11 protein-coding genes and 1 tRNA gene are annotated in these 17,645 nt (G+C 52.5%); all 12 read right to left on the minus strand.

From position 1 onward, the window contains the following. Positions 1-2: 2 nt before the first annotated feature. A complete protein-coding gene (locus WG929_RS14910; protein ID WP_416206705.1) occupies positions 3-5,804 on the minus strand; it encodes a DUF5017 domain-containing protein in 5,802 nt (1,933 codons plus the stop codon). Between the two features lie 55 nt (positions 5,805-5,859). After that, entirely contained in the window at positions 5,860-7,650 is a 1,791-nt protein-coding gene (locus tag WG929_RS14915) for an Aq_1262 family (lipo)protein (protein ID WP_416206706.1), read from the minus strand. A 541-nt stretch (positions 7,651-8,191) separates the two neighbouring features. Next, a complete protein-coding gene (locus WG929_RS14920; protein ID WP_416206707.1) occupies positions 8,192-9,517 on the minus strand; it encodes a methyl-accepting chemotaxis protein in 1,326 nt (441 codons plus the stop codon). Positions 9,518-9,868: 351 nt separating this feature from the next. Further along, positions 9,869-9,945: transfer RNA gene (locus WG929_RS14925), tRNA-Pro, on the minus strand. 69 nt (positions 9,946-10,014) lie between these two features. Beyond that, a complete protein-coding gene (locus tag WG929_RS14930) occupies positions 10,015-10,374 on the minus strand; it encodes a MerR family transcriptional regulator (protein ID WP_369857665.1) in 360 nt (119 codons plus the stop codon). Further along, positions 10,352-10,657, minus strand: a complete 306-nt coding sequence (ihfA, locus tag WG929_RS14935) for an integration host factor subunit alpha (protein ID WP_369857664.1) — start codon at positions 10,655-10,657, stop codon at positions 10,352-10,354. Before ihfA ends, WG929_RS14930 begins: the two co-directional genes overlap by 23 nt. Before the next feature lies 1 nt (position 10,658). Beyond that, positions 10,659-13,046: a phenylalanine--tRNA ligase subunit beta gene (gene pheT, locus WG929_RS14940; protein WP_416206708.1), complete on the minus strand. Its 2,388-nt coding sequence runs from the start codon at positions 13,044-13,046 to the stop codon at positions 10,659-10,661. A 27-nt stretch (positions 13,047-13,073) separates the two neighbouring features. Next, entirely contained in the window at positions 13,074-14,078 is a 1,005-nt protein-coding gene (gene pheS / locus WG929_RS14945) for a phenylalanine--tRNA ligase subunit alpha (protein ID WP_416206709.1), read from the minus strand. A 168-nt stretch (positions 14,079-14,246) separates the two neighbouring features. Beyond that, on the minus strand, positions 14,247-14,600 hold the full coding sequence (rplT, locus tag WG929_RS14950) for a 50S ribosomal protein L20 (protein ID WP_303433717.1): 354 nt from the start codon (positions 14,598-14,600) through the stop codon (positions 14,247-14,249). Positions 14,601-14,616: 16 nt separating this feature from the next. Next, positions 14,617-14,811 (minus strand): 50S ribosomal protein L35, encoded by a 195-nt coding sequence (gene rpmI, locus WG929_RS14955; protein WP_303433719.1) that lies wholly within the window; start codon positions 14,809-14,811, stop codon positions 14,617-14,619. A 168-nt stretch (positions 14,812-14,979) separates the two neighbouring features. After that, a complete protein-coding gene (gene infC / locus WG929_RS14960; RefSeq protein WP_435873321.1) occupies positions 14,980-15,528 on the minus strand; it encodes a translation initiation factor IF-3 in 549 nt (182 codons plus the stop codon). Continuing rightward, positions 15,525-17,456, minus strand: a complete 1,932-nt coding sequence (gene thrS / locus WG929_RS14965) for a threonine--tRNA ligase (RefSeq protein ID WP_416206710.1) — start codon at positions 17,454-17,456, stop codon at positions 15,525-15,527. The genes infC and thrS overlap by 4 nt, the downstream gene beginning before the upstream one ends. Positions 17,457-17,645 lie beyond the last annotated feature (189 nt).

Below are 17,645 nucleotides of genomic sequence, written 5' to 3' on the forward strand. Positions count from 1 at the left end.
GATTAGTTCGCTGTGATTCGAGTCGTGCCTTCGATGCTCTTGTCGTGAGAGCTGTAGCCTTCGAAGTCAAAATCACCGTTAACGATCACAGTGGTGCCAGCTGCTGAAGGGTTGGAAACCGGGCCCCAAAGAGTCCGGTCATCACCGCCCAGCTTGACAGCAATCACTTGGCTGGCATCGTCGACATCAGCAACCTCTATTGCATAGTCGCCGTTCACTACAGTACTGGTGATAACGCCAATCACTTCAACACCATCCGTATCTGCAGCCAGTGCACGGGCTTCTGTCACACTCATGGCTGAAGAGCCAGCAGCGACTACCGGAATCGGACCGAAGTAACCGATTTCCGCTTCATAGCCAGCAGAAGGATCTACCGAAATATCACCAGGGTGCTGCACAACGTTGGTGATGTAGGCAAAACCGTTGATCTGGTTAAACAGATAAGGCCCGGTGTTTTCTGCGCCATTAGGAGCAGAGAAGATACGGGTCAGTTGCTTGCTGTCCAGATTATAAGACCAGACGAAGTTGTTGGCGTGCAAGCCGGTATCTTCGGTAATGATCAAGGTGTTATAGCCGACATAGGCGACGTTATCCGGGCCAGACAAACCGTCGGTTGAACAGGCGGAACCCTCGGCAATGCCCGCTACTTCACCCTTGACAGCACCGATCACAAACTCAGAACCGATGTCTGCGTTGCTGCCCAGCGACAACTCGTAAATACCGCCACACTGGTTGGCAGTCAGCTGTATATGGTTAGGGCCACCGGTCTCGTTGGAACCGTTCAGCATGCCTTTGACGATATTGGTGGTTGCCAGGTAGGCTTTGTGGTTATGGGGGTTGTAGGTGAAACCCTCTTCCTTGGCCATTTCCACCGTGGCACCCAGATAAGCGGCATAACGACGGGTTTCCAGACGCGAAGCGGCCAGCTCCATGCCAGACTTGAGCTTCAGACATTCCTGGCTACCCAGGTAATTGATGCTCTTGTAACCCAGTGCACAGGCACCACCGGTTGGTTCAACCGCATCAAAGATGTCGGCAAATGCCAGCGGGCTGTCGCCATTGACCAGCTCAGATACGTCGGCATCAGTGGCGTGGCCCAGGCTGATCCATTCAATATCAGCAGCACCCATATAGGCATTGTCGGCGGCACCGGCATCGGTCTGGTTCCACTTCATGGCATACAGGGTACCGGCCGTCAGGTTCTCGGCCTCGTCTGCAATGTACATAAACAAACCGCCACCGGTGGACTGGTCATCGGTCAGGTACATAGTCCTGCGGTCTGGCATCACGTAAGGCACTTCGATTGACATACGGGCAACCGAGTAGTGTTTGATAACGTCGGTAGTGACGCTGGAGCCGTCAACGTTTACGGTCACTTCAACCGGATAGCCGTACCAGTATGGGTTAACCTGCAGCAAGCTCAGATCCGCGTGATAATCCGCAATAGGATCATAGTAGCTATCGATAGAACCGGTAGCCGCTGAACGGGCACGGGCATTGGGTTCGTACTCTTCGGCTGCCAGGTGGGTGTTCCACGGGGTAACAACCGCTGCACAATGGTTGTAGCCGCCATGCACACCGGAAAAATCCAATGTCTGAGTGGAAACCGGCGTCAGATCACCCGTCGTGCTGTCTTGCTGCAGTTCCAGCAGATTCATGCCACCTGGAATATTTTCAAACTGGCTGACGGCAAAGATGCGATCGCCAATCGGCAGGATCGACATAAACTCGTTGTAGTTGGACACAAACAGGTTGGAACCGGCGCTGTCTTTTACCTGAGCGTAGACGTTACCATCCACCAGCTGACCAGATTTCACCAGTGTTTTGTAGCCGGAGTTTGCAACAGCAACCCCGTCGATGCTCAGACCGGTAGACCCTATGACCTCAAACGATGCGGCTGAACCTTCAACCGGTACCGCCACCTCATCAAAGGCCAGAGTACCTTCGGTACGCTGGTTAACCGTATTCAGTGCGGTGTAAGCCGGTGCCGTATCGGCGACTTCTGTTGCGCCAGTCCCTGGGCCAGCGTCAACCACGGTGCTTGTTTTTTCCTGAATCAGGAAGTTGGCAATTTCCCAGGTACCGGAATTGGATGGATCACTGTTGTAGACAAACGCCACATAAACAGTCTGGCCGACGTAAGCCGACAGGTCTATTTCACCGGAGTTAATCGCATCGGTATAACCGGATGCTGGCTGCGGTGCCCAGTTCACCAGGCTACTCAGGTCATCCCAACTGGCGGTCATCACATCGGAGCCATCGAAGTCGGTCGATATTTTGAGCGACATTTCCGAAGAATCAGCCGGGCCGTAGTTGTTGCGCAGGCTGTCAAACGTCAGTACAGGCTTGCTGGCACTGGTCAGATCGGCGGTTTTAACCATCCAGTCGTTGCAGTTTTCAGTGCCGTTGTAACAAGAAATCTTGGCATACTGCAGATCGCCATAGCTGCTGGCGTACCAGTTTTTGGTATCTGCACCACTATCAACCAGAGTAAAGCCGTCGAGGTCGGAGAAGTCATCTTCCGCGTAAGGACCGACCTGCCCTGTAACCAGAAAATTGGCAATTTCCCAAGTGCCAGAGTTGGCCGGGTCGCTGTTATAAACAATGGCAATATAAACAGGCTGACCTTCATAGGCCGACAGGTCTATTTCACCGGAGTTAATCGCATCGGTGTAACCGGATGCAGGCTGAGGTGCCCAGTTAACCAGACTGCTCAAGTCATCCCAGGTGGCAGTAGTGATATCGGAGCCATCAAAGTCGGTCGATACTTTGAGCAACATTTCGGAAGAATCAGCCGGACCATAATTGTTACGCAGGCTGTCAAACGTCAGTACAGGGGCACTGGCATTGGTTAAATCAACCGCCTTGATGATCCAGTCATCACAGTTTTCCGTACCGTTGTAACAAGAGATTTTGGCATATTGCAGATCGCCATAGCTGCTGGCATACCAGTTTTTAGTATCCGCACCGTTGTCGACAACAATAAAACCATCCAGCGTTGCAAAGTCGTCTGCAGCCAGTTCAATATTGGCCGCGCTTGCTTCGTCAACGGCAGTCGTGCCATCAAAAATCTCCAGATCCATCCACACCATACGGTGATCGGAACTTTCAATATCAGCTGCATCCACAGCAGTGACCAGGTAGTAAAGATCATCAGTTTCACGTGGCCAGAACACCCCACTCTGGGCAACGTTCAGACCATAAGCCGATGGCAATACGTAGTCCGCACGCATCGCCCAATCGGCGGTGTGCGTGGAAGAGTAGATGCTGGATGGCGTGTTATCGGTACCGGCAACCGAGGTAGGTACCTGGAAGGTGGTGCTGTCTTCATGCAGGTTCGGGTTCACCAGCGGCGACAGGGTCAGCTGTTCAATCGCCCGGACACCGTCTTTGGTATAGGCATCGCCTTCTTTGCCTGAAGCATTTTCGTCACCCAGAATGACAAAGCGGGTGTTTTCTTCCAGCGTTACCTCGGTTGCTAAACCGGTCTGGTCGGCGTAGAGGTAGTGACTGGTTGGGTCGATATAATCGGCCCACAGGCGAATTTCGTCGAAATTACGGATGCCGTTACGATCTTCGTTGCCATCAAAGGTCGGAGGTGTCGGGTGTGACGCCAAAACGTGAACAAAGGTACCGTTAACGTTGACTGGCAGGTCAATGTGCGTTTTGGAAGACAGACGGAACACCGTCATTTCTTCATCGGTGTACCAGTTGCCATCGGTCACATTCCCTTCGCTATCCACGGCTGGTGGCACCAGGTGGTCCGGCATATCAGCCCATTTGAATTCCTGGAAGGTGCGAATATTGGCTTCATCAATCGGGTATTTGGAGAAAATCGCCATGCAGTACTGGCCATTGTAGTTACCAAAACCGTAGCGATCTTCTGGATCCAGGCTGTCACCGTCCTTGTTGAAATCGACCGCCACAGCTTCTTCAATCGGCGCACCGGTGTTGCAGTAGTTGGTGTTGCCGTTATCACCGTAATACACGTATGGATAAGTGACCGCATCGACGTCATCGGCCTGAGCCACTGCCAGGTAGTCTGAGTTGAAGGTGGTCACCGTGGCACCGTCGTCGTTACCGTCAATTTCATTCAGCAACAGGATATCCGGGTTGGCGCGCTGGATGATTTCAGCGATTTTTTGTGCCTTGCGGTATTCACCGCCAGCAAAAGCCGTGTTCTGCTCACCAACAGCTGCTTGCAGGTCGAAGCCAGCATTAAAGGTGGCAATACGGAAGTCACCGGCTTTGGCAGGCATCGCATAGACAGAACCGGGGGCCACATCGACAAACAGGCTGGCGGTTTCGCTATTGCTGTCGCTATCAGTGACCGTCAGGGTAACCTCATAACGACCGGCATCAGTAAAGGCGTGGCTGGCTACCGCAGCGGTCGCGGTGGAACCATCACCGAAATCCCAGGAGTAGCTGTAGGGAGCACCCGCACCATTGACTGCAGCACCGGTGAACTTGTAGTCACGTTCGGTGTAGAAGCTGTCACCGGCAACGGTAATTTCTGCCGCCAGCGGGAAATCACCGGTACCGTTACCCTTGATCAGAACATCATCCACTTCCCACTTGGTGGCATTGGCAACCGGGTAAGCATAGTGAAAAGCGATGTAAATTGGCTGGCCGACAAAGTCCGACAGGTCAACCGCACCGGAATCGGCAAATTCAAAGCTGCCAGGAGACCAGGTAGCGCGATCCGATATATCAGTCCAGGTCGCCGCACCCACATCTCCAGCGTAGTCGCTAGACACCACCAACGACAGCTGATCGGTCCCGGTACCGTAGTTCCAGGCACTGTTAAAGGTCAGTTGCAGATCTTCGAAATTGGTGACATCCAATGCCGGAGTAATCATCCAGGCGTCACAGGCACCGGCACTGGCGTAGCAGTTAGCGACGGCGAACAGATCACCGGCATAGCTTTCGGTGTGCCATTCATTACTGCCGGCGATGCTGTTCACCAGAGTCCACTTGGCCATGGAATCAGACTCGAAGTCGTCTTCAAACAGCTTGATTTCGCGGGCGGGTTCACTGTCGTCGATACGGGTCACACTGACGGTCAGGGCCTGCTGGTCAGACAGTTGATTGTCGCTGACCACCAGGGTCACCGTCAGTTCGGTCAGGTTCAGGCTGTCGTCGTTGATAGCAGCAACACCGGCATCGGTCAGCACAACGGTTGAGCCAGAGATCGCAAAATAACCTTCGTTATCGCCATCCAGGCGGTAGAACAGCTCGTCACCTTCGGCATCCGTTGCACTGAAGGTCACCACGGCAGTAGTTGCGCTAACACTGTCTTCAGTGACACCATTCGCAGCGGCGGTCAATTCAGGCGCGGTATTTTCTGCCACGGTATCATCAATACGGGTCACCACCACGGTAACCGTGTCAGTGGTGGAAAGCGTGCCATCCGACACGGTCACGGTCACTGATAACGCGGTGAGATCAAGGCTGTCGTCATTGACGGCGTTAACCCCCTGAGAGGTCAACAGTACTGAATCACCAGAAACCGTGAAGTAGGTATTGTTGCTGAGCGTGAAAGTGAGTTCATCACCTTCTGCGTCACTCGCGGCCATGGTCGCAATCACGGCACCGGCAGAAACACTGTCTTCTGTCAGCGTACTGCCAGCGGTCAGGGTCAGCTCAGGCGCTGTATTCTCACTGGCTGCGTTATTGTCATTGTTGTCATCAGAACCACAACTTGCCAGTGCCAAAGAGGCGACCAACACAGAAAGCGGCAACAGCCGCTTCGATAGTGTCGGTGCCTCAGACAACAGCAAACCGTTTTCGGTTGCTTTAGTCATCGGGGTTTCCTCGTTCCTTTAGAGTGTTTGGGATTCGAAAGTCCTGACCCGCGGCTCAACTGCGGGCAACTTGGCTGACACGACGCTTGAGCGTTGCAGCCAGAGCCAGAAACACCAGCAAGACAGCAAAAGAAAACGCCCCGCCCTTGCGATCCCCGGAGGTCTCGCTGACATTCGCCGCGTTTTCGTTTTCTTCACTGTCGGGTGTGGGTTGCCAAGTACCTGGTAGCGCAATCACGGGGGCCTCTACGACGCCGGAGTCCGGGTCTGAAATAACCGGACTGAGGTCAGGCCATTGCAACCTCAGGTCGTAGTGGTACTGGCGACTGGCTGGCAGCACGGGTACACGATCCTGATCGACCGTTGCAAAGACGTTGACCGGCTCTCCCAACACAGCGTCTCTGCCCAGATAAAAGGATTGTTCTGATACGGTGCGCTGATAAGCCTTGTTGAGGGCCAGCGCACGTTCGGTAGAAGGGATTAACAGCGTATAGACGTCGGCCTGGCCAACCGCTATTGAGTTAACGGAGCCATCGCCGTTAAACCAGCGTTGGGTCATCTCACCGTTCTGGCGAAACTCGTCTCCCCCACCCACACGTTCCAGGTAGGTTGCAATTTCACCGATTTTCTCACCATAGTTGGGGGCGTCTTCCATGCCCTTGAGGTTGATATACCCCCAACCTGCGGCACCGGTGACTTTGCGTGGAAAGGCCAGCGTGCTGTCGATATGAGTGCCAATCGTGGTATGGCAGCCCATACAAAAAAAGTTTTCTTCGTAGCTCTGCAGTCTGAGATCACCCGACTCGTCTTCGATCCAGCCCTGAATCTGCCATCCCAGCTTATTGTTCATACCCGCCTGGGGAGCAGGTTTTGCCCAGGAATAATGCGGCAGCTTTTCTTCCGCCTTTTCGCGCTGCTCCTGGTTGAAGACATAACGCAAGGCCACTTCCGAAAGCGTGCGATATTTGCGGCTATAACGCAGTTCTTTCAAGCGGCGTGATGGCGCTATCGAACCATCGCCGTTGATATCGAGATAGCGAACGGTATGGATAAACTCGGTACCAACAGGGTACTGCTGACGTTCAACGATCTTATCGGCAGCAGCTCCCAGATACTGATCACGTCGGAGCATGCGCACTGCGGTGCCTGACAGGTTGTCACCGTCAAGATCAAGGCCAATCAGGGATTCATCCGTTACCGGAATAGAGATGTGATCAAGGTCCTTGATCGCCATTTCCACCAAGGACAAATTCAGCAGATAGAGCGCACGATTTTCATTCCCCCCGGTATCCTGCCGGAACGCCAGAGGCAAACGAATCATCACATCATCAAAATTGCCGTTGGTCGGCCAGAAGGTACTGGGCAAGGGTTTATAGTTGAACGCCACCCAACCTGAACCATCGCGGGCAAAGCCCTGATCATCGAAGGCGATACCGGGATCAGCAAGATCCGTCAGATCCGGCGTATAACCCGCAACGGCGGTGTTCATCAATGCGCTGTAATTGTCCTGACGCACATATTCAAGAATACTGTCATCCGTAACGCTGGCTATTTCTGCCAGCCGGGGCTTGAACAAGTTTTCCCAGTGGTTGGTTTCACCAATGACAGAAAAGCTGTAATCACCCTGAATATCGGCATCATCCATATAGTTGATGCGCGTTCCTTGCGGATGGCTCTGGTGACAGATGTAGCAGGGATTATATTTGCCAGCCGTTTGGGTATAGCACTGCGGTGGGATAACGGCTTCGTGGTTATACATGGTCTCGGCATGAGCCAACAAAGGCCCAGTCGCCAGCACCCCCCATAGCAGACGCTGCAGTTGTTGCTGCCGTCCTGTACCCAACACCTTGTGTACCACAATAAAAGCCCTGCTGCGCCCGTTGCCCGCCGGTCGTCAACAGACGAATATTTTGACGTTGCGTGACAAAGCGCCACACAAGTTTCCAGAAATTGACCGGGAGGTGCACTGTGAATGTGCAATATGAAAGATTCGTGTTATTTACATTTCACTCAGGTTAAAATTTATATTCCTATCAATAATAGCTATAACAATCGCTTGTTTATTGCTTGTTTGGCATCAACATGAGCTAACTATTCAACCTGGCAGATCCTTGCAGTCGCTGCTCAGACATCTACTACAGCAAGTTTCGTAAAAACGGTTATATGCCGTGCTATCGAGTCACGTCTGTGCTGGAAATCGGAGGTTGTTAGCGGAGAGCCCATCGAGGAGCAACCAGCGGGGAGTAGCGATCCCACCAGGAAAGCAATCCCGCCAGGAAATGAATACATAGAAGTACGCTTGAAAGCAGCGCTCGGTCATCCACGGGCCGAGCCAGGTGATTGGCGGCTAGATCAAGATAGTGGCGAGTGTAAAATACAACGAGTCATCAGCCCTTGCCACGCAAGGCATCTGCAAACACGCTGACCGCCTTGACCGCTTCACGTGAACCGTCACGAATGCGCACAATCACGTCCCCGGCTTGCAGAGCCAGATCAACCCCGCGCTGCGCCTGTTCCTGACAGAGACTCATACGCTGAATGGAATCATCCGTCCCACTTTGTATTTTTTCGATCATGGCGGAAATTTCCTGAGTAGACTGGGCAGTGCGCCCTGCCAGCGAACGGACTTCATCGGCAACGACTGCAAATCCCCGCCCCTGATCTCCAGCCCGTGCCGCTTCAATGGCGGCATTTAATGCCAGCAGGTTGGTCTGGTCGGCGATACCACGAATGGTGTTGACAATGGTGGTAATCTGCTCAGACTGACGACCCAGCTTTGAAATGGTGTCGGCAGAGCTGCTGACGGTTTCAGCAATACGTTGCATTTCCGTAGCGGCATTCTGGATGATTCCTGTACCGGCAATCGCGGTTTGTTCTGTTTCAGCAGCAATATCATAGGCACGTAAAGCACTGCTTGCTTCTTCACGACTTTGTTCCACATTAGAGGTGATATCTGTGGCAATCTTGATGACCTTGTAGAGCTTTTTATCAAGGTCAAACACCGGATTGTAAGACGCCTCCAGCCAGACGTTATCTCCGTTACTATTACGCCGCAAAAACTGGCCACGCAGATATTTTCCGTCATTAAGATCACGCCACATACTCTGATATTCGTGGCTGTTGGCGTAGTCATTACTACAGAACAGACGATGATGCTTACCCTTGATATCCTCCATTCGGTAACCCATGGTTTTCAGGAAGTTGTCATTGGCCTTTATGATCGTACCATCCAGCTTGAATTCAATGACAGCCGCAGAACGATCCAACGCCGCTAACCGACTTTGCATATCGTTATAGTCATTTATCTTGGCGGTGATATCCGATGCAATCTTGATGACTTTGGTAACCTTGCCTGTGGCGTCTTGCACCGGATTGTAACTGGCTTGCAGCCAGATTTTATTGCCATCACGATCCTTGCGCCGGAAAGCATCCCGCTTGAACTCCCCACGCGCCAGATCATTCCAGAATTGACGATACTCGCTGGAATTGGCAAAACTGTCTTCGCAAAAAATTCGATGATGCTTGCCGATGATTTCGTCCCGTTGGTAACCGGTAGCTTCCAGGAAATTGCTGTTGGCATCAATGATGGTGCCATCCAGGTTGAATTCGATCACTGCCATGGAGTTATGCATGGCTGCCACGATCGCTTCGTTGTGATGCAGGGCAGGATCAGTGACCGCTGACCGGGCAATAGATGAGCGCGAAAACCACATATTATAATTCCTGCCAGTTATGTAAAAAGCTTCTTACAAGGATAGTTCTGACCGGCGGGTTGTCAGGTACGAGACCTAAAAATAGGCACCTGTGGCAGGAATGACATGACCGATAGCGGATTGATTTACCCAGACCAAACCTGACGGTTCGTCGCAATGGCGGATGTTGGGTGACCGATCAAGAGACCAAAGCCAGCGGCCACAAAACAAAGAAAATGCAAGCAATCTACGATCGCAAACCTGAGCTGATCAAGTCCACTCGATAGCACTGTATATTAGGAAAGAATATTAGGAAGCGGCTAACTCGGAAAAACAGTAAAAAGTTAAGCTGCTGATTTTGAAATGAAAAATTGGTCGGGACGGAGTGATTCGAACACTCGACCCCTTGCACCCCATGCAAGTGCGCTACCAGGCTGCGCTACGCCCCGACACTCTGAAACAGCGGCTGTTCCAGAAGTCACGCATTATACTCAAGTAGTTGATAGATGGAAGTTTTTTTACCGTTCGGCCAGCAAGGACTCTACTTCTTTAAGATCGGCAATCATGGATTTGATCAGTGCTTGATCCATCGCCGCCGCATTCTGGTTATCACCATCTTCCAGCCGCTGGCGAGCGCCTTGAATGGTGTAACCTTCGCCATACAGCAATGCACGAATCTCGCGCACCAGAATCACGTCCTGGCGTTGATAATAACGACGATTGCCACGACGTTTTACCGGGCTGAGCTGTGGGAACTCCTGTTCCCAGTAGCGCAACACATGGGGTTTGACATCGCAAAGATCACTGACTTCTCCAATCGCAAAGTAACGCTTTGCAGGGATTGGCGGCAGTTCATTATTGTGGCTGGGTTCCAGCATAAGCTTCTACTCGAACCTTCAGTTTCTGGCCGGGTTTGAAGGTAACAACGCGGCGAGCAGAGATGGGAATCTCCTCGCCGGTTTTTGGATTACGCCCAGGGCGCTGGCTCTTGTCGCGCAGGTCGAAGTTACCGAAACCGGATAACTTGACCTGCTCGTTGCGGCGCAGGCTGTCACGGATCTCATCAAAAAACAGATCAACCATGTCCTTCGCCTCACGCTTGTTAAGACCAAGTTCCTCGAACAGTTTTTCTGCCAGTTCGGCTTTGGTCAAGGCAGCCATGCTAACCCCTCAGCGTTGCTCCAAGTGTTTGCTCCAATTGTGACAAGACGGCATCAACCGAATCGTTCACTTCTTGGTCAGTAAGAGTGCGCGAAGGATGTTGCCAGGTCAAGCCCAGGGCAAGACTTTTTCTATCTGGATCAATGCCTTTGCCCTCATAAACGTCAAACAGGTTGAACTTTGTGAGGTATTCCCCGGCATGACTGCATATCTGTTCCAGTACGTCATCAACCGCCACATCCTTAGCAACAACCAGCGCCAGATCCCGACGCATCTCCGGGTATTTGGAGAGTTCCTCAAATACTGGAACCGCCGTTTGCAGTAGCAGTGTCATATCGAGCTGAACCACATAGAGAGTCGGTTTGATATCCACTGTTTTCTGGGTTTCCGGGTGTAACGCGCCCATCCATCCCAGCTCAACCCATTCACCCCCAAGGTACTTGTCGATACGGGCAGTCTGCCCGGGGTGTAGCGCTGAATGCTTGTCGGCAACAAAGCGGAATTCATTCAAGCTGCCAGTTCTCGCCAGCAAGGCTTCGACATCCCCTTTGACATCAAAGAAGTCGATCGGTATTTCTGTCGCAGACCAACTTTGTGGCAAGCGATTACCCGTTGCCAGCATTGCCAGAGTTGGCAACTGGTTCAGGCCCTCATCTGACGGGACAAAACGCAGGCCAGTCTCAAACAACCGCACACGGGGCTGCTGACGCTTGAGATTGTAGCCAGCAGCCTGCACCAGGCCCGCCCACAAGTTGGTGCGCATCACCGACATTTCGGAGGAAATGGGATTCAGCAGTGCTAATCCTGGCAGGTCAGGATCTAACGCCTGCTGCATCGCGGGATCAACAAAACTGTAGGTAATGGCTTCGTGGTAACCACGTGCCACCATCACGCGACGCACATCGCCAATGGTGTAACGGTTTTCAGGAACTATCGCCAATGGTGTTGCAGCGTCTGGAGTACGCACCGGCAAACGGTTGTAGCCATAGATACGGGCCAGCTCTTCAATCAGATCTGGCTCAATCGCCATATCAAAACGGTAGCTGGGGGCTATGGCTTTCCAGCCATCGTCGGTGCGAGTCACACTCATCCCCAGACGAGCCAGAATGTCTTCTATTTCAGAGTCGGCAAAGGTCAGCCCCAGAATCAGTTCAATACGGGCTTTGCGCAGGTGAATCTCGGCGGCTTTTGGGAGCTGTTCTTCCGAAGTGACTTCCACGACAGGGCCTGGTTGGCCACCACAGATATCCAGAATCAGCTGCGTCGCACGCGCCATCGCCCTGCCAGCCAATTCATAGTCCACGCCACGCTCAAAACGATGGGAGGAGTCGGTGTGCAGACCGTGAGCGCGGGCTTTACCTGCAATAATGATCGGGTTAAAGAACGCCGCTTCCAACAGCAGGTCAACGGTTGCTTCGTTTACACCGGAGTGCCCGCCACCCATAACACCGGCCATGGCCAACGGTTTGACATGATCGGCAATCACCAGAGTATCGGTGCCGAGTTCGATTTGCTGGCCATCAAGCAGGGTCAGTTTTTCACCCGGTGCAGCCATACGAACACGAATACCGCCTTCTATGCAAGACAAGTCAAAGGCGTGCATTGGCTGACCCAACTCCAGCAAGATGAAGTTGGTAATATCCACCACCGGATCGATTGAACGTACACCACCACGGCGTAATTTCTCCACCATCCACAGCGGCGTTTCGGCTTTAACGTTCACTCCTTTGATAATACGGCCAACGTAACGAGGACAAGCTTCTGGCGCAAAAACGTCTATGGATGGCAGGTCGTCGATCACCGCCGCAACGGGTTGAATATCTGGCCCCTGAACCGCTGCTTTGAACAGCAGGCCGGTTTCACGTGCCAATCCGACAATACTCAGGCAATCACCCCGGTTGGGAGTCAGGTCTACGTCAATAATGACGTCATCCAGATTCATATAGACGCGGAAGTCTTCACCGACGGGAGCAGATACGGGCAGCTCCATCAGGCCATCAGAGCTTTCTGACAGACCCAATTCGGCTTCGGCACACAACATGCCGAACGATTCGACGCCACGTAATTTGGCTTTCTTGATTTTGAAGTTGCCGGGTAAAACGGCACCAATTTTGGCGAAGGGGATTTTTAAACCTTCGCGTACATTGGGGGCACCACAAACAATCTGGAATGTCTCAGTACCGTCAGTGACCTGACACAAGCTGAGCTTGTCGGCATCTGGATGCTGTTCACGTGTGACGACCTGGCCAACCACCACGCCGGAGAAATCACCGGCAACGGCTTCAGTACCATCGACTTCCAGGCCCGCCATGGTGACCTGATCAACCAGCTGCTGGGTGTCTGCTTCAGGCTGCACCCATTCGCGCAACCACTGTTCGCTGAATTTCATCTGTTTACCTTTTTCGATGAGCCTGAATTAACGGAATTGCTGCAGGAAACGCAGATCGTTCTCGAAGAACAACCGCAGGTCGTTGACGCCATAACGCAACATCGCCAGACGCTCTACTCCCATACCGAAGGCAAAACCGGTGTACTCATCCGGGTCGATCCCCACATGCTTGAACACGTTCGGGTGCACCATGCCGCAACCACCAACTTCGAGCCAGCGACGCTTGGTGCCTTCAGGCGTTTCCATCACCCACTCGATGTCAATTTCGGCAGATGGCTCAGTGAACGGGAAATAGGAAGGCCGCAGACGAACCACCAGTTCTTTTTCGAAAAACACGCTCAAAAACTGTTGAATCGTACCCTTCAGGTCAGCAAAGCTGATGCCCTTGTCGACCAATAAACCTTCCACCTGATGGAACATCGGTGAGTGGGTCTGATCGTAGTCGCAACGGTATACCCGGCCAGGGCAAATAATACGCACTGGAGGCTGGCGGGATTCCATGGTACGAACTTGTACCGGCGATGTATGGGTACGCAGCAAGGTCGTCGCATCAAAATAAAAGGTGTCGTGCATGGCCCGCGCCGGGTGATGCGATGGAATGTTCAGTGCTTCGAAGTTATGAAAGTCGTCTTCAATTTCCGGGCCTTCTTCAACCTGGTAACCGGCATTACGAAAGAAGGTTTCTATACGCTCCAGGGTACGGGTAACAGGATGCAAACTACCTTCCTGCAGCGCTCGACCGGGCAAGGTAACGTCGACTTTTTCTGCCGCCAACCGTGCTTCCAGCGCAGCCGATTCCAACGCCTGTTTGCGGCGGTTGATGGCGTCCTGAACCTGGTTCTTGGCTTCGTTAATCACTGCACCGATTTTGGGACGCTCTTCTGGAGATACATTACCCAGATTTTTCATCAGGGAAGTGATTTCCCCTTTTTTACCCAGAAACTGAACTCGAACCTGATCCAGCGCGGCCACATCCTGCGCGTCGGATACAGCGGCCAGGGCTTGCTGAGTCAGGGCCTCAAGGTTTTCCATCGCTGATTCCATCGTTGTCTTGAATTTGGACAAAAAAATAGGGGAATCGCCTTGGCTCATCCCCTATTTCCGTTGCTTCAGACAGTGATAGATCTCACCGCAAGAAGCTGATTTTGGCGTTGCAGCTGCCAACCAGATAAATTCGGCTGGCAAGGCAAGCCAGAGAAATTACAGGCTGACTTTGGCTTTTTCAACCAGAGCCGCAAATGCTGCTTTCTCGTTTACTGCCAGATCCGCCAGTACCTTACGGTCAATTTCAACAGAAGCTTTTTTCAGGCCATTGATGAATTTGCTGTAAGACAATCCGTTTTGACGGGCACCCGCATTGATACGGGCAATCCACAGTTGACGGAACTGACGCTTCCTTTGACGACGGTCACGGTATGCATACTGACCGGCTTTGATCACGGCTTGCTTGGCAACACGGAATACACGTGAACGTGCACCATAATAACCTTTAGCCAGCTTCAGAATTTTTTTGTGACGACGACGAGCGACTACACCACGTTTTACGCGAGCCATATTCTATCTCCTGGACTTAAAGGTTAGGCAACATGCGGATAACAAGCTTTTTATCTGAGGCATTAACCTGATTCATGCCACGCAGATGACGCTTACGCTTGGTGCTTTTTTTGGTCAGGATGTGGCTACGGAACGCATTGCGGTGTTTGAAACCGTTGGCAGTCTTTTTAAAACGCTTGGCTGCTGCGCGCTTAGTTTTGATTTTAGGCATTTGGGTACTCCAATAGTAGTGGTGCGCACAGAAACTAAGACCCTGTACTACACCTGCCGTTACACCCGCTCTGGCCTCAAGGCACGGACGGGATCTGTTCAGTAGTCGGCAGAAAAACAGAAACCCCTGCGTTAGCCGGGGTTTCTGGATTTCGTTTGAAGAACCGGACTACTTCTTCTTGCCTGGTGCGATCACCATCACCATCTGGCGACCTTCCATCTTGGGATGTTGCTCAACAACACCCATCTCAGCCAGATCAGCCTCGACACGTCTCATCAGCTCCATACCGATATTCTGGTGGGCCATTTCACGGCCACGGAAGCGCAGGGAGACTTTCGCCTTGTCACCGCCTTCCAGGAAGCGCTTGAGGTTACGCAGTTTGATCTGGTAATCCCCTTCTTCAGTACCAGGGCGGAATTTCATTTCCTTGATCTGAACCTGGTGCTGCTTTTTCTTGGCTTCGGCTTTCTGCTTTTTCTCTTCGTAAAGCTTCTTGCCAAAGTCCATAACCTTACAAACAATCGGGTCACCGTCTGAGATCTGTACCAGATCCAGTTCGGATTCTTCCGCTATTTGCAGGGCTTCCTGGATGCTAACTACCCCGACCTGATTTCCATCGGCGCCGATCAGCCGGACTTCGGTTGCACGGATCTGATCGTTAACGGCAGCCCGATCGTCGTTGCGGCCGCCTCTTCTATTGTCGCGTCTGATATTCAGTTCTCCATTCCAAACCGCCCGCGCTGGGAAATAGCACTATCGAGGAGGGCTTGGAACGCGTCAATAGTCATTACGCCTAGATCATCTCCCTTACGAGTGCGCACAGCTACGGTGTTTGCTTCAACTTCTTTATCCCCTACCACAAGCAGGTAAGGTACCTTGTGCAAAGTGTGCTCGCGGATTTTAAAGCCGATCTTCTCGTTTCTCAAGTCCGCATTCGCCCGATACCCCCTGGATTTGAGTGTTTTTGCCAAATTCTGACAATATTCACCCTGATTATCGGTAATATTCAGTACTGCCACCTGCTGCGGTGCCAGCCAAGGCGGCATTGCGCCCGCGTAATGTTCAATCAGGATTCCGACAAAACGTTCAAATGAGCCAAGAATGGCCCGGTGTAACATCACTGGGGTTTTGCGCTCGTTGTCTTCGTCCACATACTGTGCACCCAGACGCTCTGGCAACATGAAGTCGAGCTGAATGGTGCCACACTGCCATACCCGGCCAATGCAATCGCGTAGCGAGAATTCGATTTTCGGGCCGTAGAAGGCACCTTCGCCGGGCTGCAGTTCCCAATCCAGACCGGCTTCGTTCAGTGCGTCTTCCAGCGCGGCTTCAGCCTGATCCCACAAGATTTCATCACCGATACGGCCTTCCGGACGCGTCGACAGCTTCATTTCGACAACATCGAAACCAAAGTCCTTGTACACATCCAGTGTCAACTTGATGAAGTCGGCCGCTTCCTGACGAATCTGGCTTTCGGTGACAAAAATATGTGCATCGTCCTGGGTAAAACCACGTACACGCATAATGCCATGCAGTGCACCCGACGGCTCGTTACGGTGACAGGAACCAAACTCGGCCAGACGCAGTGGCAGGTCGCGGTAGCTCTTCAGACCCTGGTTAAACACCTGAATATGACATGGGCAGTTCATCGGCTTGACGGCGTAAGAGCGCTTCTCTGACTCCGTAGTGAACATGGCGTCCTTGTAATGTTCCCAGTGACCGGATTTTTCCCACAGGGTACGATCCACCACTTGTGGCGTCTTGATTTCAAGGTAACCAGCGTCGTTCTGCACCTTGCGCATGTACTGTTCCAGTACCTGGTAAATGGTCCAACCATTCGGGTGCCAGAACACCATGCCCGGCGCTTCTTCCTGCAGATGGAACAAATCCAGTTGCTTGGCCAGTTTGCGGTGATCACGCTTTTCCGCTTCTTCCAGACGTGTGAGATATTCTTTCATCTCTTTCTTGTCGTTCCAGGCGGTGCCGTAAATACGCTGTAACTGCTTGTTGTTGGAGTCACCGCGCCAGTAGGCACCGGAAACACGCTGCAGCTTGAAAATACGCATCACACGAGTGTTCGGCACGTGGGGGCCAATACACATGTCGATATATTCTTCATGGTGATACAGACCAACAGCGGTTTCGCCCTTTTCGATCAGGCCATCTACAAGCTCAACCTTGTACTCTTCGCCACGATCCACAAACACCTGACGGGCCTGTTCTATCGGCGTTATTTCCTTGATCACCGGATAATCTTGCTTGACCAGTTCCTTGATACGCTTTTCGATGGCAGCAACGTCTTCCGGTGTAAATGGACGCTCATAGTCGATGTCGTAATAAAAACCGTTGTCGATCACCGGGCCGATAGCCATTTTGGCGGTTGGGTACAACTGCTTGACCGCGTGGCCAACCAGGTGGGCAAAGGAGTGACGGATCACTTCCAGGCCTTCCGCATCCCGACCGGTAATCAACGTAATATCAGCATCGTCGGTAATCAGTTCGCAGGCATCCACCAACGTGCCGTTGATACGGCCACAGACGGTAGCTTTTGCCAGGCCAGGGCCAATATCTTCGGCCACTTGCATCAGGGTTACCGGTTGCTCGAACGAGCGTTGAGAACCATCGGGGAGGGTAATAACAGGCATAGTATTTCCTTGGTCAGTGGTGGCCCCTACGACAGGCCACATGCAATCACAAAATTCAGGCGGAGTACTCTAACGTCACACTTGCGAGCTGTAAACCTGACAGCGCCCCCGGACAGTGCAAGATAATATTTCCGTAACATTAAAGTGCAAACGAAGGCCCGCAGAGTGCCGCCAGATACCTGTCCACGA

It is taken from the genome of Oceanobacter antarcticus (assembly GCF_044962685.1).
In the GTDB taxonomy this organism is placed as follows: domain Bacteria; phylum Pseudomonadota; class Gammaproteobacteria; order Pseudomonadales; family Oceanobacteraceae; genus Oceanobacter; species Oceanobacter antarcticus.

Coding starts and splice junctions, on each gene's coding strand:
- WG929_RS14910 (WP_416206705.1), bottom strand. CDS start 5,804: ATGACTAAAGCAACCGAAAACGGTTTGCTGTTGTCTGAGGCACCGACA.
- WG929_RS14920 (WP_416206707.1), bottom strand. CDS start 9,517: ATGTGGTTTTCGCGCTCATCTATTGCCCGGTCAGCGGTCACTGATCCT.
- WG929_RS14930 (WP_369857665.1), bottom strand. CDS start 10,374: ATGCTGGAACCCAGCCACAATAATGAACTGCCGCCAATCCCTGCAAAG.
- ihfA (WP_369857664.1), bottom strand. CDS start 10,657: ATGGCTGCCTTGACCAAAGCCGAACTGGCAGAAAAACTGTTCGAGGAA.
- pheT (WP_416206708.1), bottom strand. CDS start 13,046: ATGAAATTCAGCGAACAGTGGTTGCGCGAATGGGTGCAGCCTGAAGCA.
- pheS (WP_416206709.1), bottom strand. CDS start 14,078: ATGGAAAACCTTGAGGCCCTGACTCAGCAAGCCCTGGCCGCTGTATCC.
- rplT (WP_303433717.1), bottom strand. CDS start 14,600: ATGGCTCGCGTAAAACGTGGTGTAGTCGCTCGTCGTCGTCACAAAAAA.
- rpmI (WP_303433719.1), bottom strand. CDS start 14,811: ATGCCTAAAATCAAAACTAAGCGCGCAGCAGCCAAGCGTTTTAAAAAG.
- thrS (WP_416206710.1), bottom strand. CDS start 17,456: ATGCCTGTTATTACCCTCCCCGATGGTTCTCAACGCTCGTTCGAGCAA.